The sequence below is a fragment of the Leucobacter alluvii genome, from assembly GCF_039530485.1.
Taxonomy (GTDB): Bacteria; Actinomycetota; Actinomycetes; order Actinomycetales; family Microbacteriaceae; genus Leucobacter; species Leucobacter alluvii.
The window spans coordinates 214,051-236,201 of record NZ_BAAAOP010000004.1 but is presented as its reverse complement, the minus strand read 5'-3'; the positions used below and the strand labels follow the sequence as shown (position 1 = coordinate 236,201).

Below are 22,151 nucleotides of genomic sequence, written 5' to 3'. Positions count from 1 at the left end.
CTGCTGATACGAGGCATAGCGGGTACATCCCTTCGAATGAAGGGTGTTGCAACGACCAAATGAAACCGCCGGGGATTTCGGCCTCACCGTCGCCGAATCTCTCACCGACGCGGGAACTCAGCGATGCGAGCCTACGGAGCGGGCCCCGCTCAGGCCTCGACCGTGGCGAGGTCGTGGCGGTTGAAGGCGCGGAAGGCGAATGCGGCGAGTGCGGCGAGTGCACCGCCGACGAGCGGGGCGACGAAGTAGAGCCACAGATTCGACCACGCGAAGTCGCCGTGCACGGCCAGGCCGAGAGCGACCGCCGGATTGAACCCGCCGCCCGAGACAGGGCCGACTGCGAACGCTCCGACGACGACGGAACCGATGGCGAGGCCGTAGAACGAGTTGCCCTCGGTGTCCTTCGACGTCGCGACGTTGAGCACGACGTAGACGAGGATGAAGGTGAAGAGCGCCTCGACCAGGAAGGCCGGCCCGACCTCGATCTCCTTCGCCGCTGCGGCTGCCGGGAAGATGAGTCCGGCGAGCAGCGCGCCGAGCACGCCGCCGACGAGCTGAGCGATGACGTAGGCCACGAAGTCGCCTGCGCTCAGCGCACCGCGGATGAGCGCGCCGAGCGAGACCGCCGGGTTCAGGTGGGCGCCGGAGAGGTGGCCGGTGGCGTAGATCAGCACCATCAGAGTGAACCCGATGGCGAGGGGCGCGAAGTCGCCCGCGTTGTTGATCGCGGCGACGATCGAGAAGACGAACAGCAGTGTTGCGAGGGCCTCGGCCCCAGCGTTGCGAACGGTACCGGTCATCTTCGACTCACTGTCTCAGGCATTCTGTGCAGATACACAGCTCACACTCATTATGCCGAAGGGGAGGCGCCGCGTCACGGGTGGAGTACGTCTCGGTGCCGACCCTAGGCGTGCACGCGCTCTCCCGCGGTCTCGTGGCTGCGCGGCTCCAACTGGAGCGTGACGTGCTCGGTGTCGAAATGCTCGTGCAGACAGGCGCGCACCTCGTCGAGGATCGCGTGGTACCCGCGTTCGCTCCACGCGGCGTCGGCCACCGTCACGTGGGCTGAGAAGGCGGGCACGCCTGAGGTAATGGTCCAGGCGTGCACGTCGTGCACCTCTTCGACGCCGGGCACCGCTTCCATGTGGGCACGGGCGGCGTCGACGTCGACGTTCTTCGGCGACGCCTCGAGCAGCACATCGACGACGTCGCGCAGCAGGCTGATCGCCCGGGGGAAGATGAGGAGGGCGATGAGGATCGAGGCGATCTGATCGACCGCGTTCCAGCCGGTGAACAGGATGATGGTGCCGGCGACGATGACGGCGACGGAGCCGAGCAGGTCGCCGAGCACTTCGAGGTACGCCCCGCGCACATTGAGGCTTTCGCGCTGCCCCGATTGCAGAATGAGCAGGGAGATCAGGTTGGCGATGGCTCCGATGACGGCGGCGACCAGCATCGGAACGGAGTGCACCTCGACTTCGGTGCCGAAGCGAGCGATGGCTTGGACGAGGATGACGATCGCGATGACTCCGAGCACGATGCCGTTGATGAGCGCGGCGAGGATCTCGATCCGCAGATATCCGAAGGTGCGTTTCGACGTCGCCGCGACGCCCGCGATGAGGCTCGCGATGAGCGCGATCGCGACTCCGGTGGCGTCGGTAAGCATGTGGCCGGCGTCGGCGAGGAGGGAGAGCGAGTTCGAGACGAAGGCGCCGATGAGCTGCACGACGAAGACCGTCAGCGTGATCACGAGCACCAGCACCAGCTTGCGCCGGTGCTTCGCCGTGCCGGAGGTCGCGCCCTGCAGGCCGTGATCGTGCGCGTGCGATCCGCGGGCGCCGGCGTGCTCTCCTGGACGTGAGGGGTGCCCGGCGCTGAACTCGGGCTCGCAGGCGTCGCTGCTCTCGTGCGGCTCGGTCATCGGGTCTCCTTCACGATCGGATACTTCGAGCATACCCACCTGGGGTATCTTTCGTCGAGGGGCGGCCGATGACGACGGGGTCGTGCGACGGAAGGCACCGATCCTGCCACTACGCTCGAAGCATGACTCCCGCAGCACTTTCGATCGGCTTCGTCATGCTGCACACCTCGCCGCTCGATGTGCCGGGCACGAAAGATGCCGGCGGAATGAACGTCGTCGTGCGCGCGCAGGCGGAGGCGCTCGCCCGTGCCGGCCACCGCGTGCGCATCTTCACGAGGCGCAGCGACACCGACACTCCGGCGCGCGTCGAGCTCATGCCGAACCTGACCGTGCTGCTGCTCGACGCCGGTGCCCCTCGCCTGCTGGCGAAGGGCGAGCACGAGCAGGTGATGGAGGACTTCAGCCGCCTGCTGCACACCGAACTCACCGCTGACCCGGTCGAGGTGCTGCATGCGGAGCACTGGTTCTCGGGCATCGCCGCACTGCCGGTCGCCCGTGACTGCGGCATTCCGCTGCTCCAGAGCTATCATTCGATCGCCGCGCCGCCCGAGTCGCCGTTCGGTGACGGGGAGCGCCCGGAGTCGCCCGGACGCCTGACGGGCGAAGCGCGGCTGGCCGCTGAGGCCGACCTCATCATCGCGGTGAGCGAGGCTGAACGGGCCACGGTGCTCGCGAGGCTCGAAGGCGATCCGGATCGCGTGCGCGTGGTGCCGCTCGGCGTCGACACCGACCTGTTCCGACCGTGCGACACCGCGGAGTGCAAGGAGCAGCGCGACTGGTTGCGCGGAGGAGGGAGGCCCGAGGTGATCCTCGTCGGCCGCCTGCACCCCCTCAAGGGATTCGATCTCGCGATCGAGGCGATCGCGCAGCTCCCTCACGCCGAGCGCCCGACGCTCCGCATCGTCGGCGCGCCCCCTCCCGACGGTGATGACTACGCTCGCGCGCTGCACGAGTCGGTCGTCGCGCACGGCATGCTCAGTACGACGGCGTTCGAGGGGGCGCTTCGACGGCGCGAACTGGCTGAGCGCATTCGGTCGGCCAGTCTCATGCTCGTGCCGTCGCACACCGAGACATTCGGCCTCGTCGCGCTCGAGGCGGCAGCATCGGGCGTGCCCGTGATCGCCCGTGACGCCGGCGGGTTGCGCGAAGCCGTTGTCGCCGGGACGACGGGCGTCCTGATCGCCGGCGACGACCACGAGGTCTGGGCGTCGACCATCCGCGAGATGCTCGCCGACGGCCCCGGGTTGAAGCGCATGGGGGATGCGGCACGCGCGCACGCGCTGCAGCGCAGCTGGCAGGCGTCGGCCGACCGTCTCGTCGAGGTGTACCGCGAGGTGATCGCTCGGTAGGAGCGAGCTGAGCGGGGTCTGGCGCCGGGGTCCGGACCGTCTGCGCGCTACCGGGAGACGAGTGTGGTCTCGAACGAGTACAGATCCGGCCGGTAGCAGTGATGCCCGGCCTCGATGACACTGCCGCCCTGGTCGAAGGCGACGCGATCCATGGTGAGCACGGGGCTGCCCTTCGCGACGTCGAGCAGTTCGTGCTCGTCGCTGTGGGTGCGCCGCGCTCCGATCGTCTGGTTCGCGATCTTGATGGCGATGCCGCGCGCTCGCAGCATCTCGTAGAGCCCGTGCGTCTCGAGGTCCGCGAACGTGATGTCGGCGTACTCGGGCGGCAGGAGGTTCTCGAGGATCGCCATCGGGGTGCCGTCGGCGCTGCGCAGCCGGCGGATGCGCGTGATCTCGGTGCCGACGTCGACACGGAGTCGCACCGCCGCTTCCTCGTCCGCGGGGATCTTCTCGAGTGAGAGCACCCGCGTGCTCGGGTGGTGGCCCGCGCGGGTGAGATCCTCCTGCAGGCTCGTGAGCTCGACGGGTCGGCTCACCCTGGCCTGCACGACCTGGGTGCCGATGCCCCGGCGCCGTACGAGCAGGCCCTTGTCGACGAGCTCCTGGATCGCGCGTCGCACGGTCGGGCGTGAGAGGCCGAGATGCTGCCCGATCGCGATCTCGTTCTCGAGGCGAGCGCCGGCTGGGATGATGCCGTCGCGGATCGCGCGCTCGAGTCGGCTCGAGATCTGGAAGTACAGGGGGATGGGGCCGCTGCGGTCGAGATCGGTGAAGAGCTCGCTCGGCCAGACGGGTTCAATGCTCATGTGCGGTGCTCCTCGGCGCTGGGGTGGCACGCGGATCGAATGCGATGGGCCGCGAGCGACCCCTTTGTGATGACAACATTACCCCCGAGCGGAGTGTGCATGTGGCGCCCCGCCGCTTCGTGCTATTGTTAGGACAAATGCAGCGGTGCACGGGGCCCGCCTGCGTCACTACGAGAAGGCGAGTAGCGAATGTCGGAACTGCGGCGTCGGGATGACGTTCTGGCACTGGGTCGGCTCGGAGTCGATATCTACCCATTGCAAGACGGGATCGGCCTCGAAGATGTCACCAGCTTCGGCAAGTACCTCGGCGGGAGCGCGGCGAATGTCGCAGTGGCCGCAGCGAAGTACGGCCGGGCGAGCGCTCTGATCTCACGCGTCGGCGACGACCCCTTCGGCACGTACCTGCTGCGCGAACTCGAACGACTCGGGGTCGACAATCGCGAGGTCCGCGTCGACCCCGAGTACCCCACGCCGGTCACCTTCTGCGAGATCTTCCCGCCGGACGACTTCCCGCTCTACTTCTATCGCAAGCCGAAGGCGCCCGATCTGCAGATCGCGGTCGAGGATCTCGACCTCGAGGCCGTCCGCGAGGCGCGCATCCTATGGTTCACGCTCACCGGACTGAGCGAGGAGCCGAGCCGGTCGACGCACCACGCCGCCCTCGAAGCACGAGACGGCGCCGCGCACACGATCTTCGACCTCGACTACCGCCCCATGTTCTGGGGCGACGCGGCCGAAGCCACGGAGCAGGTCGCGGCGGCGATCGGCCGCGCGACGATCGCGGTCGGAAACCGCGAGGAGTGCGAGGTCGCGGTGGGGGAGACCGAGCCGGACCGAGCCGCAGACGCGCTGCTCGATCGCGGTCTGCAACTCGCGATCGTGAAGCAGGGGCCCAAGGGCGTACTCGCGAAGACCCGGGAGGAGCGCGTGGAGGTGCCCCCGCACTTCGTCGATGTGATCAACGGCCTCGGCTCGGGCGACGCCTTCGGCGGAGCGCTCTGCCACGGGCTGCTCGAGGGCTGGGACCTCGAGCGCATCTTCCGCTTCGCCAACGTCGCAGGAGCGATCGTGGCCACGCGCCGCGAGTGCTCGACGGCGATGCCCGACGCCGCAGAGGTCGAAACCCTGCTCGCGAAGGGGGCCTGATCGTGGCACTCGACTTCGACCGCCTGCGCCAGCTGCGCGCCGCGGACCCGTCCGGCATCACTCGCGCGCTCGCCGAACGGCGCCGGCGCGACGTCATCGCCGGTGACGGCAGGCTCTTCATCGTGGCCGCGGATCACCCGGCCCGCGGAGCGATCGCCGTTGGCGGTCACGCCACCGCCATGGCCAATCGTTACGATCTGCTCGAACGGATGGCGCTGGCGCTCTCGCGCCCCGGCGTCGACGGCGTGCTCGGAACCCCCGACATCATCGACGATCTGGCAGCCCTCGGGCTGCTCGACGACAAGATCGTCGTCGGGTCGATGAATCGGGGCGGGCTGCGCGGCGCCTCGTTCGAGCTCGACGACCGGTATACGGCCTACGACATCGACGCAATGGTCAGGCACGGCCTCGATTTCGCGAAGACGCTCATCCGCGTCGACCTGAACGACGCCGGCACCGCGTCGACGCTCCAGGCGACCGCTCGCGCCGTCGACGCTGCCGCGGCCGCGGGGCTGCCGATCATGCTCGAGCCGTTCATGAGCAGCCGCATCGGCGGAAAGGTGATCAACGATCTCTCGGCGGACGCGGTGATCCTCTCGACGGCCATCGCCTCCGGGCTCGGCAATTCGAGCGCCTACACGTGGATGAAGCTGCCGGTGGTCCCCGAGATGGAGCGCGTCATGGAGGCCACGACGATGCCGACGCTGCTGCTCGGCGGCGACAACGGCGGCGATCCCGACGAGACGTTCGCCTCGTGGGAGAGCGCCCTCGCCCTGCCCGGCGTGCGCGGCCTCACGGTCGGCCGCACGCTGCTCTACCCGCACGACGGCGACGTCGCCGCCGCGGTCGACACGGCCGCGCGGCTGGTGCACCGCGATCTCCCCGAAACTCCTCGCGAGGCGCAGCCGACACGCGGTCTCGCTTCGATCTCGCACACGAACGACACGAAGGACACCCGCAATGAGCACTGATTCCCTCCCCGTGATCCCGCACTGGATCGACGGCGCACGTCGCGCCTCGACGAGCGGCCGCACCGCCCCCGTCTTCAACCCGGCGACCGGCGAGGTGCAGGCGCACGTCGCCCTCGCCGATGAGGCGGAGATCGCCGCGGCGATCTCCTCGGCCACCCGCGGCTTCGAAGCCTGGAGCGCATTCTCCATGGCGAAGCGCCAGACCGTCATCTTCAAGTTCCGCGAGCTGCTGAACGCCCGCAAGGGCGAGCTCGCCGAGATCATCACGCGCGAGCACGGCAAAGTCGTCTCGGATGCCATGGGCGAGATCCTGCGCGGCCAGGAGGTCGTGGAACTCGCCACAGGATTCCCGCACCTCATCAAGGGCGCATTCTCCGAGAACGCCTCGACCGGCATCGATGTCTATTCGATCAAGCAGCCGATCGGCGTGGCGGGCATCATCGCCCCCTTCAACTTCCCGGCCATGGTGCCGATGTGGTTCTTCCCCGTCGCGATCGCCGCGGGCAACGCCGTCATCGTGAAGCCCTCCGAGAAGGATCCCTCTGCGGCCCTGTGGCTCGCCGAGCTCTGGCAGGAGGCCGGCCTGCCCGACGGCGTCTTCACCGTGCTCAACGGCGACAAGCTCGCCGTCGACGGCCTGCTCACCGACCCGGGCGTGCACTCGATCTCATTCGTGGGATCGACGCCGATCGCGCAGTACATCTACGAGACCGCCTCGAAGCACGGCAAGCGCGTGCAGGCTCTGGGCGGAGCGAAGAACCACATGCTGGTGCTGCCCGATGCCGACCTCGACCTCGTCGCCGACCAGGCGATCAACGCCGGATACGGCGCCGCAGGCGAGCGCTGCATGGCGATCTCGGTCGTGCTCGCGGTCGAGCCCGTCGCCGACGCGCTCATCGAGAAGATCACCGAGCGCATCGCGAACCTCTCGATCGGCAACGGCGCATCGACGCCCGAACCCGACATGGGGCCGCTCATCACCGATGCGCATCGCGACAAGGTGACCGGCTATATCGACATCGCCGAGCAGGACGGGGCGACCATCGTCGTCGACGGCCGGGGCTTCTCAGTCGACGGGCACGAGAACGGGTTCTTCGTGGGGCCGACGCTCATCGATCACCTGCCGACGACGTCGCGCGCCTACACCGAGGAGATCTTCGGGCCCGTGCTCGAGATCGTGCGCGTCGAGACGTTCGAAGAGGGCGTCGAGCTCATCAACTCGGGCGCGTTCGGCAACGGCACTGCGATCTTCACGAACGACGGCGGTGCGGCCCGCCGCTTCCAGCACGAGATCCAGGTCGGCATGATCGGCATCAACGTCCCGATCCCCGTGCCGGTCGCATACCACTCCTTCGGCGGGTGGAAGGCGTCGCTCTTCGGCGACTCGAAGGCGTACGGCGTGCAGGGCTTCGAGTTCTTCACCCGTGAGAAAGCCATCACCAGTCGCTGGCTCGATCCCGCGACGCACGGCGGCATCAACCTCGGGTTCCCCCAGAACGACTGATCGAACGCACCGGAGGAGGGGCGACATGACGCACGACGCGCAGCAGACGGCACCGACCGGCCGATGGTTCCATCGGCGCGGCGAACTCGCCGAAGGAGGGTGGGAGTCCGTCGTCGACGAGCGCATCCCCGGCTGGGAGCACACGGGTGTGCGGGTCGCCCGGCTCGCCGAGGGTGCGTCCATCGCCCTCGACGGGAGCGGCGTCGAACGACTGATCGTTCCCCTCTCCGGCGCGTTCTCCGTGCGATACCGCGAAGACGGCCGCGCGCCGGCCGCGACTGCTGCCGGGGCCGATGCCGACACCGAGACGACGGTCGATCTCGCCGGACGCGCCTCCGTCTTCGACGGGCCGACTGACGTGCTCTACCTGTCGGCGGTCGCTGAGGCCGAGGTCACCGCGACCTCGGCACCATCGGGCGAAGCGCGCTTCCTCGTCGCCACCTCTCCGGTGCCGGCGGACAACCCGGCCCTCGTGCGCCCCTCCCGCTACATGGCGGTCGAGGACGTGCCGGTCGAGCTGCGCGGCGCCGGTGCTTCGAGCCGCCAGGTGCACAACTTCGGCCGCAAGGAGTCGCTCGACGCGGCACGGTTCATCGTCGTCGAAGTCATCACTCCGGCCGAGAACTGGTCGTCGTACCCGCCGCACAAGCACGACGAGCACATCCCGGGGCACGAGTCGGAGCTCGAGGAGATCTACTACTTCGAGGTCGCGCCGACGAAGGACGCCCCCGCCGGCGTCGATCCCGAGCGCGCGTTCGGCCTGTTCAGCACGTACGCCTCACCGGCCGGGCCCATCGAGATCGACTCGCAGGTGCGCACCGGCGACATCGCGCTCGTGCCGCACGGCTACCACGGGCCCGCCGTCGCCGCCCCCGGGTACGACATGTACTACCTCAACGTGATGGCCGGCCCCGATCCAGAGCGCACCTGGCTCATCAGCGACGACCCGGCGCACGGCTGGGTGCGCGACACCTGGGAGGGTCAGGAACTCGACGCGCGCCTTCCCTTCACCCCGCAGACCCCAGTGACCGAAACGGAGCAGGCACGATGACGACCCGACGGATGACCGTGAGTCAAGCGCTGATCGAGTTCCTCGCGAACCAGTGGACCGTCGATCGCGCGGCCGACGGAACCGAGATCCGCGAGCGCACCATTCCCGGAACGTTCGGCATCTTCGGGCACGGCAATGTCGCCGGAATCGGCCAGGCCCTCAAGCAGGTCAACGTCGAGCAGCCCGACCTCATGCCCTATTACCAGGCTCGCAACGAGCAAGCGATGGTGCACCAGTCGGTCGGCTACGCCCGCATGCACCGTCGGCGCGGCACCTACGCCGCTGCTGCATCGGTCGGCCCCGGCGCCACGAACCTGCTCACGGGCGCGGCGCTCGCCACGACGAACCGCCTGCCAGCGCTGCTGCTGCCGAGCGACACGTTCGCGACGCGCGTCGCCGACCCCGTGCTGCAGCAGCTGGAGCAGCCGCACGACATCGGGCTGACGGTGAATGACGCGTTCCGCCCGGTCTCCAGGTTCTTCGACCGGGTGCAGCGCCCCGAGCAGCTGTTCTCGATCGCGCTCGCCGCCATGCGCGTGCTCACCGATCCTGCCGAGACCGGAGCCGTGACGATCGCGCTCCCCGAAGACGTGCAGGCGGAGGCCGTCGATGTTCCGGAGGAGTTCCTGCAACCGCGCGAGTGGCGCATTCGCCGTCCGCGCCCCGAGCGCGATGCGTTCGCCGTCGCGCTCGAGGCGATCCGCGAGGCGAAACGCCCGTTCATCGTCGCGGGCGGAGGCGTGCTGTACTCGGACGCCGAGCAGCAGCTGCGCGCGTTCGTCGAGGCGACCGGCATTCCCGTCGGCTCCTCGCAGGCCGGCGGCGGCGTGCTCGACTGGGATCATCCGCAGTACCTGGGCGGTGTCGGGGCGACCGGCACCCTCGCGGCCAATCGCCTCGCTGCGGATGCCGATGTCATCATCGGGATCGGCACGCGCTACAGCGATTTCACGACGTCGTCGCGCACCGCGTTCCAGCACCCCGGCGTGCGCTTCGTCAACATCAACGTGGCGTCATTCGACGCGTACAAGCACGGCACGCAGATCCCGGTGATCGCCGACGCCAGAGAGGCGCTCGTCGAGCTGCTCGCAGCGCTCGAGGGGGGCTCTGCCGCGCAGCTCGGCGTCGACGCCGCCTACGCCGAGCGCATCGCCGCGGAGAAAGCGGCGTGGGACGGCCTCGTGGACGAGGCGTTCGCCCCCTCCGGCAGGGAGCTGCCCGGCCAGCCGGAGATCATCGGAGCGGTGCAGCGCTCGAGTGCTGCGGAGGACGTGGTCGTGCAGGCGGCGGGATCGCTGCCGGGCGACCTGCACAAGCTGTGGCGCGTGCGCGACGCGCTCGGGTACCACGTCGAGTACGCGTACTCGTGCATGGGCTACGAGATCGCGGGCGGTATCGGCGCGAAGCGCGGGTTGACCGCTGCAGGTGACGACCGCGACGTGATCATCATGGTCGGAGACGGCTCGTATCTGATGCTGAACAGCGAGCTCGTGACCGCGGTCGCCGAGGGCATCAAGGTCATCGTGATCCTCATCCAGAACCACGGCTACGCCTCGATCGGCCACCTCTCCGAAACGGTCGGCTCCGAGCGCTTCGGCACCTGGTACCGCGAGTACGACGACACCGCGAAGAACTTCCAGGGCGAGCGAGTGCTGCCGGTCGACCTCGCGATGAACGCCCGCAGTTACGGCATGGACGTCATCGAGGTCGAACCGACGAGCGACGCGATCTCCGACCTGGAGCGGGCGATCGCTCAGGCGAAGGCGTCGGATCGCGCGACGTTCATCCACATCAACAGCGACCCGCTGGTCTACGCCCCCGACGGCGCCGGCTGGTGGGACGTGCCGGTGCAGCAGGTGTCGACCCTCGAGTCGACGCAGCGCGCGCGAGCCGCCTATGAGGAGCAGGCAGCCGCGCAGAAGCCGCTGCTCGGCTGAGCGCCGATCCCTCCCGAATCTCACCGCGAAATACGAAGGACAGGTCATGACTGCAGCGAACGAAGCCGGGCTGCGCATCGGCACCGCCCCCGACTCCTGGGGCGTGTGGTTTCCCGACGATCCCGGTCAGGTGCCCTGGGAGCGCTTCCTCGACGAGGTCGTCGCCTCCGGCTACGAGTGGATCGAACTCGGACCGTACGGCTACCTCCCCACCGACCCGCACCAGCTCGAGGACGAGCTCGGCAAGCGCGGCCTGAAGCTCTCGGCAGGCACGGTGTTCACCGGCTTCCACAAGGGAGACGACGAGTGGCAGCGTGCCTGGGACCAGGCGCTGAACGTCGCTGGCCTCGCATCGAAGCTCGGCGCGGAGCACCTCGTCGTGATCCCGGACCTCTGGCGCAGCGACGCCACGAGTCAAGTGCTCGAGCCGCGCACCCTCACCGACGAGCAGTGGGCGAAGCTCGGCGCCGGACACGATCGCCTCGGCAAGGCCCTGCTCGAGGAGTTCGGCGTCAAGCAGCAGTTCCACTCCCACGCCGACAGCCACATCGGCACCACGCGGGAGGTGCTGCGCTTCCTCGACGAGACCGACGAGCGGTACACCAACCTGTGCCTCGACACCGGCCACTTTGCCTACTACGGCGGTGACAACGTGAAGCTCATCGAGGAGCGGCCGGAGCGCATCGGCTACCTGCACCTCAAGCAGGTCGACCCCTCGCTGCTCTTCGATGTGCTGAAGAACGACGTCCCCTTCGCCGAAGCGGTGACCCAGGGCATCATGATCGAACCCCCCAACGGCGTTCCCGACCTCGCACCGGTGATCGAAGCCGTCGCGAAGATCGACGCCGACATCTTCGCGATCGTCGAGCAGGACATGTACGGCTGCGACGTCGACCGCCCGCTGCCCATCGCGACGCGCACGCGCGAGCACATCTTCTCCTGCACGCACCTCGCCAGGAGCTAGCGCTCGAGCGTCGCATCGCGGCGCGCGCTGCCGGTCCAGGGATCGCCCTCGGGCCCGGATTCGAATCGAAAGGAACCATCGACCATGACTGAAGATCTCCGCGTCGCCGTCGTCGGCGCCGGCAAGATGGGCGCCGACCACATCGCCCGCATCACCGCCCGCATCAGCGGCGCTCGCGTCTCGGCTGTCGTCGAGCCCGACGCCGGCCGAGCGGCCGCGGCCGCTGAGCACGCGCCCGGCGCGCAGGTGTTCGCGAGCGTCGAGGAGGCCATCGCGGCCGACGCGCTCGACGCGGTGCTCATCGCCGTTCCCGGCCAGTTCCACGCGCCGGTGCTCGCTCCGGCGCTGGCAGCGCAGCTGCCGATCCTCTGCGAGAAGCCGCTCACCCAGGATTCCGCGAGCTCCTGGGAGGTGCTGCAGCTCGAACAGCAGCTCGACCGGCCGCACATCCAGGTCGGCTTCATGCGCCGCTTCGATGCCGAGTACCAGGCGCTGCGCGACCTGGTCGCCTCGGGCGAGAGCGGTGAACTGCTGATGGTGCGCGGCGTGCACCGCAACCCCTCGGTGCCCGACACCTACACGAACGACATGCTCATCACCGACTCGGTCGTGCACGAGTTCGACGTCGTGCCGTGGCTCGCGGGGTCGCGCGTCGTGAGCGTCGAGGTGAAGCACCCGCGCCGCAACTCGCTCGCGCCGGAGCGGCTGCACGAGCCGATCCTCGTACTCATGGAGCTCGAGAACGGCGTGCTCGTCGACGTGGAGATGAGCGTCAGCGTGCAGTTCGGCTACCAGGTCGCCACCGAGGCCGTCTTCGAGCAGGGCGTCGCCCGCATCGGCCAGCCCGCAGGATTGCAGCGCTGGAGCGCCGGGCGCTTCAGCATGCAGGAGCACGAGTCGTTCACCACGCGTTTCGCCGCGGCGTACGACGAGCAGATCCAGCGCTGGGTCGATGCGGTGCACCGCGGCGACCTCGTCGACGGACCGAACGCGTGGGACGGCTACCTCGTCGCGCTCTCGTGCGAGGCGGGCGTCACCGCGATGCACGACGGCGGTGTGGTGCCGGTCGAGGCGCCGGAGCGCCCGGCGTTCTACGCCTGATCCACTGCCGCCGTGAGATATTCGGCTTCGGTGGGAGCGATGTGCACGAACACCGCTCACCGATGTCGAATCACTCACCGAAGCCCGCGCTGCCCGCGCGCAGCAACACACTGAGTACTGAGGAGGCCCCATGGTGCGCATCGCACTCGACCCCACGCCGTACAACGATTCGGTGCACCTGCTCGACTTCCCCGACCTCGTCGCGCGGCTGGGATACGAGTACCTGCAGCTGACGCCCAGCCCAGATTTCGGGCGGCACTTCCACCACCCCAAGATGGACAGCGCCCTCATCGCACAGCTGAAGAAGCGGGCGAGGGACGCCGGGGTGACGATCACCTCCCTGCTGCCGGTGCAGCGCTTCGGAGGCCCGGAGCCGCACCAGGTCGACGCCGCAGTCTTCAACACGACGCGCTACATCGAGATCGCCGCCGAGCTCGAGGCGCCGATCGTCAACACCGAGTTCTCGGGTCGGCCCGAGCGCGAGGAGGACTCGGAGGTCGCGTTCTACCGAGCGATGGAGCGTCTCATTCCGGTGCTCGAGCGCGAAGGCGTCACCATGAACTTCGACCCGCACCCAGACGACTTCGTCGAGGACGGGCTCGAGGCGTGGCGCATCATCCGCGGTTTGAACACCGACCGCGTCGGATTCGTCTACGTCGCCGCGCACACGTTCCATTACGGCGACCGGGCGACGAGCCTGATCCCGCAGCTCGGGAACCGCCTCGGCGCCGTGTACGCGGCCGACACCTTCGACCACACGCGGTCGAACGCCCTGCGCTACATCACCAACCCTCCGGGCAACGCGGTGCGCGTGCATCAGCACCTGGCGATCGGCGACGGCGATGTCGACTGGATCGAGCTCTTCACCGCGCTCCGAGACTCGGGGTACCTCGAACGCGACGACGCGCTGATCGTGTCGAACGTGTTCGCCGAAGACGAGCGCGCAGATGAGATCTCGCGCTTCCAACTCGCCAAACTGCGCGAGCTGGCCGGCGTGGTCTGAGAGAGGCCGCTCCCGGAGCCGCCGCCGCCGCGCCGCGGCTCAGAAGATGACGAGGTAGAGCGCGGCGAGGATCGTCACGGCGAGCACGGCGCGCTCGAACACGCGCTGCTTGATGCGCATCGCGATCCAGCGCCCGAGCACGGCGCCGATGACGACGCCCGGCACGAGGACCAGGTCGAGTGCGAGGCTCGACGCATCGATCAGGCCGAGGCTGATGGAGAACGGGAGCTTCGCGATGTTGATGATCGCGAAGAACCAGGCCGCCGTGCCGAGGAACGCCTGCACGGGGAACTTCATGGCGAGGAAGTACATCGACATGACGGGCCCTCCGGCGTTGGCGACCATCGTCGTGAAGCCGGCGAGGGAGCCGTAGCCGATGCTGCCGGCGAGACCGCGGCCGGTGGCGCTGCCAGCTCCGGTGGGAGGTGCAGCGCCGTCCGCCGAGCCTCGCGAGGCAGTCGTGCCCCGACCGAGCGAGAAGTAGCGCCTCCACATCGTGAAGGCGACCACGAGCAGCAGGATCGCGCCGATCACGCGGCGCACCCAGTCGTCGTCGGCGAACGCGAGGAACACGGCGCCCAGCACGAGTCCTGCGACGACCGCGGGTGCGAGGCGCAGCATCGTCGGCCAACTCGCATGCTTCCGGTAGGCCCACACCGCGAAGGCATCGCCAACGATGAGCAGCAGAAGCAGTGCCCCCGTGGACTGCTTCGCGGGCAGGATCGCGGCGAAGATCGCGATCGACACCGTGTTCGCGCCCGGGAGCGCCGTCTTCGAGAATCCGACGATGCACGCTGCGATGCCGAGTACCACCCAGGCGAGCGGGGCGAGATCGGGGAGGGCTGGCATCACCGGACCACTGTACCGCTCGCCAAAGTTTGTCCAAATGTAACGACATTGTTAAGCTCGGATGAGCGGTCCGTTACTCGACGGGCCCGGGCGACGAAGGAGTCAACGAGATGACAGTCGGAACCGCGGGAGAGAGCCGTACGGCACTGCCGCCACTCGGCAACGGACCGCATCGACGTCGACTCGGTCTCGTGGCGCTCATCGCCACCTTCGGCGGACTGCTCTTCGGCTACGACACGGGCGTCGTCAACGGCGCGCTCAGCCCGATGTCGGAAGAACTGGGTCTGACGCCGTTCCTCGAAGGCTGGTTCACCAGTTCGCTCGTATTCGCGGCCGCGCTCGGCGCGATGGCGTGCGGTCGGCTCTCCGACGGCTGGGGCCGACGCAAGACGATCATCCTGCTCGCCGTGCTCTTCTTCGTCGGCACCGCGTTCGTGGTCTTCGCCCCGGGCGGCGAGACCTACGGAACGCACACGCCACTCGGATTCGGCACCCTCATCCTCGGCCGGGTGCTGCTCGGCCTCGCGGTCGGCGGAGCGTCGACCGTCGTGCCCGTCTTCCTCGCCGAGCTCGCGCCCTACGAGATCCGCGGCTCCATCGCGGGCCGCAACGAGCTGATGATCGTCGTGGGTCAGCTCGCCGCGTTCGTGGTCAACGCGATCATCGGCAACGTCTGGGGACACATCGACAACATCTGGCGCGTCATGTTCGCCGTCTGCGCGCTGCCGGCGATCGCGCTCTTATTCGGCATGCTGCGCATGCCGGAATCGCCGCGCTGGCTCGTCAACCGGGGCGACTACGAGCACGCCGAGCGGGTTCTCGCGACCGTTCGCACCCCCGAGCGCGCAGCGGCCGAGATCGGCGAACTCCGCGCACTCATCGAGGAGGAGCGCGGAGCATCGCAGATCGGATGGCGTGCCATCTTCGCGAACCGCAACCTGACGAAGATCATCTTCGTCGGCATCGGGCTCGGCATCGCCCAGCAGCTCACCGGCATCAATTCCATCATGTACTTCGGCAGCCAGGTGCTCGAGCAGTCGGGCTTCTCGCAGAACGCTGCCCTCATCGCGAACGTCGCACCGGGCATCATCGCCGTGATCGGCGCGATCATCGCGCTGCAGATGATGGACCGGCTGGATCGCCGCAAGACGTTCATCACGGGATTCACGCTCACCACGGTGAGCCACCTGCTCATCGGCGTCGCATCGCTGACGCTGCCGGCTGAGAGCGCTGCCCGCCCCTGGGTGATCCTCGCACTCGTCGTCATCTTCGTCGGCTCCATGCAGACGTTCTTGAACGTCGCCGTGTGGGTGTACCTCTCGGAGATCTTCCCGTTGCACATGCGCGGCATCGGCATGGGCATCTCGGTCTTCGCACTGTGGATCATGAACGGCATCGTCGCGCTCTTCTTCCTGCCGCTCGTCGACGGCGTCGGGATCTCGAACACGTTCTTCGTGTTCGCCGCCGTGGGGGCGCTCGCGCTGCTCTTCGTCTGGAAGTGCATTCCCGAGACCCGCGGGCGTACGCTCGAAGCGCTCGAAGAAGAAGTCACCACCGGCGCGATCTACGTGCCGCCAAGCAAGTAGGGAGCGCGCGTGCGCATCGGGATCGTCGGATTCGGCGTCGGAGGGCGGCGCTTCCACCTGCCGTACATTCAGGCCGCGACCGAATGGGAGCTCACGGGCGTCGTCGCCCGATCGGAGGCCACGCGGTCCTCGCTCGCCGAGGCGGCTCCGGGCGTGCCCGCGTTCGCGTCGCTCGACGCGCTCATCGACGCCGGCGTCGACGCCGTCGTCATCACGACGCCGCCCGCGACGCGACGCGAGCTGGTGCTGCGCGCGCTCGAGCGCGGGGTGCATGTGATCGCCGACAAGCCGTTCGCTCCCGACGCCGCGACGGCGCGCGAGCTCATCTCCGCGGCATCCGCGGCGGACCGCATGCTCACCGTGTTCCACAACCGGCGATGGGACACGGATCTCGTCACCCTGCGATCCGTGCTCGACTCCGGTGCGCTCGGGCCCGTCTGGCGCGCCGACTTCGCGCTCGACCAGGACGATCGCGCGGTGCTCGATCAGGGCCCCGACGAGGGGCTGCTGCGAGACCTGGGCGCGCACGTCGTCGACCAGCTCACGCAGCTCTTCGGGCCCGTCGACCGTGTCGATGCGCATCTCGACTGGTTCGGCTCGCGTGACGCGCGCGTCGATGTCGGGTTCTTCCTCGGGCTCCACCACGCCTCCGGCGTATTCAGCTCGGTCTCCTCGACGAAGGGCGCGCGCAGAAACGATCGGCGCATGATCGTCATCGGACACGAGGGCAATTACGAGTCGCACATGGCCGACGTGCAGGTCGACCAGCTGCTCGCGGGCCTGACCCCCGCCGCGAACGCGGACGTGTGGGGCGTCGAAGCGGAGGAGCGCTGGGGCGTGCTCACCACCGGGGCCGGCGCGATCCGCGTCCCGTCGTTGCGCGGAGACTACACGGAGTTCTACCGCGACGTGCACCGTGCGCTCGTCGACGGCACCTCGCCGAGTGTCACCCTGGATGAAGCGCTGCACACGGTCGCGGTGCTCGATGCGGCTCGCGAGAGCGCTGAGACCGGGGAACGGGTGCGCGTCGCCGTGCGTCCGTAAGCCGCCACGCGCCGCCCGCCACGCGCCCCCCGCCGCCCGCCACGAGTCCCGCGCCCCCGCCACGAGTCCCGCGAAAGCGCAGTTCGTGCGCGCCGCCGCCCGGACACCGACTCCAATTGCGCTCTCGCTGGCCCGCCGGGGCGCCCGGGCCGGCTAGCGGGCGCCCTGCAGCGCCGCGTCGGCCTCGAGCAGCACCTTCGATGCGACCTCGAGCCCCTCGATGCGCCCGAGCGAGACGTCCTCGTGCTCGATGTTGACCCACATGCCGGGGTCGACATCGCGGATCGCGCGGAGGAACTCCGTCCAGAACTCGGTGTCGTGGCCGCGCCCGAGCGCGACGAAGTCCCACGCCGAGCGCTTCGGCCACTCGTTCGCCCACTCGTCGCCGCCGAGATTGGTGCGGGGCTCGTCGGGGCCGAGGCGGCGGAACGAGTTGTCGAGCACCCCGTTGAGCCCCGCCCACTCGGGGTTCACGCGCACATCCTTCGCCGCGGCATGCACGACGAGTTCGCCGAGATGCCGTACGACGGCCACGGGATCCATCTGCTGCCAGAAGAGGTGTGAGGCGTCGAGCTCGACGCCGATGTGCGTCGCATTCGTGAGCTCGATGAGCTTGTGCACGTCGGCCGAGTTGAACACGAGATTCTGCGGGTGCAGTTCGAGTGCGATCTTCACGCCGTGGTCGGCGGCGAAGCGGTCCATCTCGCGCCAGAACTCCGCTGCGATATCCCACTGGTAGTCGAGCACGTCGAGGGCGGCCGAGTTCCAGGCGTTGACCACCCAGTTGACCACGGTCGCGCCCGGTTCGCCGCCGGGAAGACCCGACATGGTCACCACGCGATCCTGGCCGAGTCGCTCAGCGAGCCGGATCGACCGCCGCACATCTGCCGCGTGCGCCTCACCGATCGCGCGCTTCGGGTGCAGCGGGTTGCCGTTGCAGTTGAGGCCCGCGATGGAGACTCCCGTGTCGGCGAACTGCTCGAGGAACTCGTCGCGAGCGACGTCGGAGACGAGGACGTCCCCGAGGTTCGGGATGTGCGTGGCGGGGAGGAATCCGCCCGAGTTGAGCTCGATGCCGGTGAGGCCGAGCGAGCGGACGATCTCGATCGCCTGCGGCAGGCTGCGGTCGTGGAGGATCGCGTTGTACACGCCGAGTTTCATGTGAATGCTCTTTTCGCCAGAGGTGGAAGCGGGGAGGATCAGCGGACGGCGACCGTCGTGCCGCCGTGCGCGGCCGAGTCGGCGACGGCGGCGAGGAATTCCATGTTGTGCACGCCGTCGTCGAAACTCCTGCAGCGGGGGAGCGACGCTTCGGCGGGGACGCCGGCGACCTCTTCGAGAAAGGCGCGGGCCTGGTGCACGAATAGATCGTTCTGGCCGATGCCGACGCCGGGGGCGTCCATCGCCCATCCACCGGCGTAGCGGGGGTGCGCCGGCCCCAGTGGGATCGTGCGGTAACCGGCGACGTCGGCGTGCTCGTCGTGCAGCATGACCTCGACCTGCGCCGGGTTCGTCTGCGACCAGCGTGCGGCCCCGCGCGTTCCGAAGATCTCGAGCGCGAGACCGTTCGGGTGACCGGCCGCGACGCGTGAGACCTCGATCGTGCCGACACAGGCCGCGAAGCGCGCATTGAAGGTCGCGTAGTCGTCATTCGTCACGGGGGATGTCTCATCGCTCACGTCGCCCCCGGTATGGCCGATCACCTGGCCGAGCGGCTTCGGGCGCTCGACGATCGACGTGTGGAAGCGACCGCCGGAGACGTCGTGCGCTGGTCCGCACAGGTATTCCGCGATGTAGCTCACGTGGCTGCCGATGTCGCCCAGAGCGCCCGATCCCTGGGGGCCCTGGTAGCGCCAGCTGATCGGCGCGTCGGGGCGGCACCCGTAGTCGGTCCAGTAGCGGCCGGAGAAGTGCAGCAGGTCTCCGAGCCGTCCGTCGTCGATGAGCTGCCGCATGAACGCGATGCCGGGGGAGCGGAGGTAGCTGAATCCGATGCGGGCGACGAGGCCCTGCGCTTCGGCGGATCGTGCGGCCTCGGCCATGGCTCGCGCATCTGCGATCGTGTCGCTGAGGGGCTTCTCGCAGAGCACGTGCTTGCCGGCCGCGAGGAGACCCTCGACGATTTCGCGGTGCAGCGAGTTCGCGACGACGACGCTGACGACGTCGATGTCGTCTGCGGCGGCGATGTCGCGCCAGTCGACGACGTTCCGTTCGAAGCCGAATCGCTTCGCGGTCTCGACGCCCAGGGGCTCGAAGGAGTCGCCGATCGCGACGAGTCGGATCTCGGGCAGCACGGGCGCGTACACCGTCGAGGCGGCCCGGTATGCGGCGGCGTGAGCTTTGCCGGCCATGCCGGCTCCGATGACGGCGACGCCGAGTGATGTGGTCATGGGGGTTCCTTTCGGGCTTCCTTGCTGGGGAACTTCGGTGCTGGGCACCAGCAGCGCGCCGTGGATTGGAGCGCTCCAATTGGCACTACGGTAGCCGGGCGCCCATGTCCTGTCAATTGGACCGCGGCGTGCGATCGCGCGTCGGCCGCCCCAGGCTGCGTTCGCCCGAGCCCACCGCGTTCGCCCGAGCCCACCGCGTTCGCCCGGAACCGAAGTCGCGTACCCTGATGTCGGCAGGGGGACCTGCCAGCTGCGCGAAAGGCGAACGATGCGACGACCGACCATCTACGACGTTGCCGCGCGCGCCGGCGTCTCGAAGTCCCTCGTCTCGCTCGTGATGCGCAACTCCTCGCAGGTCAGCGACGAGAAGCGCGCGGCGGTGCTCGCAGCCGTCGCCGAGCTCGACTACACGCCGAGCCGGCTCGCCGCCGGTCTCGCGGGAACCCGCACGCGCAGCATCGGCGTCGTGGTCGACGACTTCTCGAATCTGTGGTTCGTCGAGGCGCTCGCCGGTCTCCGGGCGGCACTCCGCGCCGACGGCTACGCACTCAGCATCGCCGACGCGCACCTCAATGCGCACCTTGACATCGATCCGCTCGACGCGTTCCGCGCCCTGCGCGTCGACGGGATCGTGATCGCCGGCGAGGTGAGCGCCGATGCCGTCGAGCGCTCGGGAGTGCCGGCAGTCGTGCTCGGCACGCGAGCCGTCAGCGCGCCGCGGGTGCCCGTGATCGCCAGCGATGAGGCCGCCGGCGGGCGCCTTGCGACGCGGCACCTGCTCGGGCTCGGTCATCGCCGTATCGTCTGCGTCTCGGGGCCGGGAGCGAGCGCGACGGAACGTGCGCGCGGGTACGTCGCCGCCATGACCGAAGCCCGCCTCGAACCGCTCGTCGTGCCGGCGGATGCGACCGGAGAGGACGCCGCCCGCGCGGCGATGGCGCCGCTGTTCGCCGGACCGTCCGCCGGAGGACGCCCCGCCGGACGCTCACGAGCGCGGCCGACGGCCGTCTTCGCGGTGAACGATCCGATGGCCGTCGGAGTGATCGGAGCGGCCGTCGATGCCGGGCTCGCGGTGCCGAGAGGCCTCTCCGTCGTGGGGTACGACGACTCGCCGCTCGCCGCCTACGGCCTCATCGCGCTCACGACGATCAGCGGAGACCCCGCGGAGCTCGGCGAGGCTGCGGGGGAGGCGCTGCTCGCGCTGCTGTCGGGAACGGCCGCCGAATCGCGGATCTTCCCGCCGCGCATCGTGGTGCGCGCCTCGACGGCGGGGATCCCGCACGTCTGATCGCGCTGAAAGCGCAATTGCGGCTCTCCCCGCCGCTCGGTACGACACGAAGTGCGCTTTCGGCGCATACGTGCCGGGGCGCAGCCGGGCGCACGCCACCCGAGTGGCGCTCGGCCTGCGCCGGCCCTACAATCATACTTTGTACTAACAATTTAGCTCGTGCTAGGCGCAGAAACGGTAGCGCCCGCCCCGGCACCCACCGCAAGGGAATCGCAATGACGCAACAGCCCATCCGCTTCGGACTCATCGGCACCGGCCGCATCGGCCAGGTGCACGCGGCCAGCATCGCCGCTTCGCCGGAGGCGACGCTCTCCTGGGTCGCCGACCCATTCGTCGACGGAGCGCACGCGGTCGCTGCGCGCTACGGCGCAACGGCGACCGAATCCGCCGAGACGCTGATCGCCTCGGGAGAGGTCGACGCGATCCTCATCGCCTCGCCGACCCCCACGCACGTCGACCTCATCGAGGCCTCCCTGCGCGCGGGCCTCCCCGTGCTGTGCGAGAAGCCGATCGACCTCGACATCGCGCGCGTCGACGCCCTCCGGCCGTTGGTCGCATCGAGCGGCGTTCCGGTCGCGCTCGGGTTCAACCGCCGGTTCGATCCGAATCACGCCTCCGCGCAGGCGCGGGTGCGTGCTGGAGAGATCGGCGATCTCGAACAGCTGATCATCGTGAGCCGCGACCCGGCGGCTCCTCCCGCGGACTACATCGGCGTCTCGGGCGGCATCTTCCGCGACATGACCATCCACGACTTCGACATGGCGCGATTCTTCATCGACGACATCGTCTCGGTCAGCGCCACCGGCACGCGCACCTTCGACGCCGGCGCCCGCGAGCACGGAGATTTCGACACCGCCGTCGCCACCCTGCGGGCTGCGTCGGGCGCGATCGTGACGATCGTGAACTCCCGGCACAGCGCCATCGGGTACGACCAGCGCATGGAAGCCTTCGGATCGAAGGGGATGCTGCAGGTCGGCAACCCTCTGCAGAACACGGTGGTGCTCTCGAACGGGCACGCCGTGGAAGCCCGGCCGCCCTACCCCGAGTTCTTCCTCGAGCGGTACGCGGAGGCGTATGCGGCTGAGCTCGGCGAGTTCGTGAAGCTCGTGCGCGGAGAGTCGTCGACCAGCCCGACGTTCGAGGATGGGCGCGCGGCGTTGATCCTCGCCGATGCGGCGCAGCGATCGGCCGAGACCGGCGCCGCGGTCGCGGTCGAGCTGTGATCCCGGGCACCGAGCGGG

At 69.0% G+C, this 22,151-nt stretch carries 19 protein-coding genes; 13 read left to right on the top strand and 6 right to left on the bottom strand.

Features of this window, described 5'->3' with window-relative positions:
* Positions 1 to 149: 149 nt before the first annotated feature.
* Complete coding sequence (locus ABFX18_RS04500; RefSeq protein ID WP_346057543.1) at positions 150 to 800, bottom strand: MIP/aquaporin family protein; 651 nt, start codon at positions 798 to 800, stop codon at positions 150 to 152.
* A gap of 104 nt (positions 801 to 904) precedes the next feature.
* Entirely contained in the window at positions 905 to 1,921 is a 1,017-nt protein-coding gene (locus ABFX18_RS04495; RefSeq protein ID WP_090147282.1) for a cation diffusion facilitator family transporter, read from the bottom strand.
* A 122-nt stretch (positions 1,922 to 2,043) separates the two neighbouring features.
* Here ABFX18_RS04495 and ABFX18_RS04490 point away from each other — a divergent pair, with 122 nt between their 5' ends.
* Positions 2,044 to 3,270, top strand: a complete 1,227-nt coding sequence (locus ABFX18_RS04490) for a glycosyltransferase (RefSeq protein WP_346057542.1) — start codon at positions 2,044 to 2,046, stop codon at positions 3,268 to 3,270.
* Positions 3,271 to 3,317: 47 nt separating this feature from the next.
* Here the strand turns inward: ABFX18_RS04490 and ABFX18_RS04485 are convergent, their stop codons facing one another.
* Positions 3,318 to 4,076, bottom strand: coding sequence for a GntR family transcriptional regulator (locus tag ABFX18_RS04485; RefSeq protein ID WP_090145836.1), 759 nt, complete (start codon positions 4,074 to 4,076; stop codon positions 3,318 to 3,320).
* Between the two features lie 189 nt (positions 4,077 to 4,265).
* Between ABFX18_RS04485 and iolC the strand changes: the two genes are divergently transcribed.
* From iolC to ABFX18_RS04445, 8 genes are all read left to right on the top strand, one after another.
* Positions 4,266 to 5,222: a 5-dehydro-2-deoxygluconokinase gene (gene iolC, locus ABFX18_RS04480; protein ID WP_090145838.1), complete on the top strand. Its 957-nt coding sequence runs from the start codon at positions 4,266 to 4,268 to the stop codon at positions 5,220 to 5,222.
* Positions 5,223 to 5,224: 2 nt separating this feature from the next.
* The gene (locus ABFX18_RS04475; RefSeq protein ID WP_346057541.1) at positions 5,225 to 6,193 is read left to right on the top strand and encodes a class I fructose-bisphosphate aldolase; all 969 of its coding nucleotides are present in this window, start codon (positions 5,225 to 5,227) and stop codon (positions 6,191 to 6,193) included.
* Entirely contained in the window at positions 6,183 to 7,697 is a 1,515-nt protein-coding gene (locus ABFX18_RS04470; RefSeq protein ID WP_346057540.1) for a CoA-acylating methylmalonate-semialdehyde dehydrogenase, read from the top strand. The genes ABFX18_RS04475 and ABFX18_RS04470 overlap by 11 nt, the downstream gene beginning before the upstream one ends.
* Before the next feature lie 25 nt (positions 7,698 to 7,722).
* A complete protein-coding gene (gene iolB / locus ABFX18_RS04465) occupies positions 7,723 to 8,748 on the top strand; it encodes a 5-deoxy-glucuronate isomerase (RefSeq protein WP_346057539.1) in 1,026 nt (341 codons plus the stop codon).
* Positions 8,745 to 10,685, top strand: a complete 1,941-nt coding sequence (gene iolD / locus ABFX18_RS04460) for a 3D-(3,5/4)-trihydroxycyclohexane-1,2-dione acylhydrolase (decyclizing) (protein WP_346057538.1) — start codon at positions 8,745 to 8,747, stop codon at positions 10,683 to 10,685. Before iolB ends, iolD begins: the two co-directional genes overlap by 4 nt.
* A gap of 46 nt (positions 10,686 to 10,731) precedes the next feature.
* Positions 10,732 to 11,649 carry a sugar phosphate isomerase/epimerase family protein gene (locus ABFX18_RS04455; protein ID WP_346057537.1) on the top strand — a complete coding sequence of 306 codons (918 nt, stop codon included), beginning with the start codon at positions 10,732 to 10,734 and terminating at the stop codon, positions 11,647 to 11,649.
* A gap of 84 nt (positions 11,650 to 11,733) precedes the next feature.
* Positions 11,734 to 12,750, top strand: a complete 1,017-nt coding sequence (locus ABFX18_RS04450; RefSeq protein WP_090145849.1) for a Gfo/Idh/MocA family protein — start codon at positions 11,734 to 11,736, stop codon at positions 12,748 to 12,750.
* A 130-nt stretch (positions 12,751 to 12,880) separates the two neighbouring features.
* Positions 12,881 to 13,753: a sugar phosphate isomerase/epimerase family protein gene (locus ABFX18_RS04445; RefSeq protein WP_346057536.1), complete on the top strand. Its 873-nt coding sequence runs from the start codon at positions 12,881 to 12,883 to the stop codon at positions 13,751 to 13,753.
* Positions 13,754 to 13,792: 39 nt separating this feature from the next.
* On the opposite strand, the gene ABFX18_RS04440 is transcribed toward ABFX18_RS04445, so the two are convergent.
* The gene (locus ABFX18_RS04440; RefSeq protein ID WP_346057535.1) at positions 13,793 to 14,602 is read right to left on the bottom strand and encodes a sulfite exporter TauE/SafE family protein; all 810 of its coding nucleotides are present in this window, start codon (positions 14,600 to 14,602) and stop codon (positions 13,793 to 13,795) included.
* 110 nt (positions 14,603 to 14,712) lie between these two features.
* Here ABFX18_RS04440 and ABFX18_RS04435 point away from each other — a divergent pair, with 110 nt between their 5' ends.
* Positions 14,713 to 16,188: a sugar porter family MFS transporter gene (locus ABFX18_RS04435; RefSeq protein ID WP_346057534.1), complete on the top strand. Its 1,476-nt coding sequence runs from the start codon at positions 14,713 to 14,715 to the stop codon at positions 16,186 to 16,188.
* Between the two features lie 9 nt (positions 16,189 to 16,197).
* On the top strand, positions 16,198 to 17,232 hold the full coding sequence (locus tag ABFX18_RS04430; protein WP_346057533.1) for a Gfo/Idh/MocA family protein: 1,035 nt from the start codon (positions 16,198 to 16,200) through the stop codon (positions 17,230 to 17,232).
* Between the two features lie 153 nt (positions 17,233 to 17,385).
* On the opposite strand, the gene ABFX18_RS04425 is transcribed toward ABFX18_RS04430, so the two are convergent.
* Positions 17,386 to 18,393, bottom strand: a complete 1,008-nt coding sequence (locus ABFX18_RS04425; protein ID WP_346057532.1) for a sugar phosphate isomerase/epimerase family protein — start codon at positions 18,391 to 18,393, stop codon at positions 17,386 to 17,388.
* A 38-nt stretch (positions 18,394 to 18,431) separates the two neighbouring features.
* A complete protein-coding gene (locus ABFX18_RS04420; RefSeq protein WP_346057531.1) occupies positions 18,432 to 19,622 on the bottom strand; it encodes a Gfo/Idh/MocA family protein in 1,191 nt (396 codons plus the stop codon).
* Positions 19,623 to 19,890: 268 nt separating this feature from the next.
* On the opposite strand from ABFX18_RS04420, the gene ABFX18_RS04415 reads away from it, so the two are divergent.
* Positions 19,891 to 20,910, top strand: coding sequence for a LacI family DNA-binding transcriptional regulator (locus tag ABFX18_RS04415; protein WP_346057530.1), 1,020 nt, complete (start codon positions 19,891 to 19,893; stop codon positions 20,908 to 20,910).
* Between the two features lie 215 nt (positions 20,911 to 21,125).
* Complete coding sequence (gene iolG, locus ABFX18_RS04410; RefSeq protein ID WP_336662258.1) at positions 21,126 to 22,133, top strand: inositol 2-dehydrogenase; 1,008 nt, start codon at positions 21,126 to 21,128, stop codon at positions 22,131 to 22,133.
* Positions 22,134 to 22,151 lie beyond the last annotated feature (18 nt).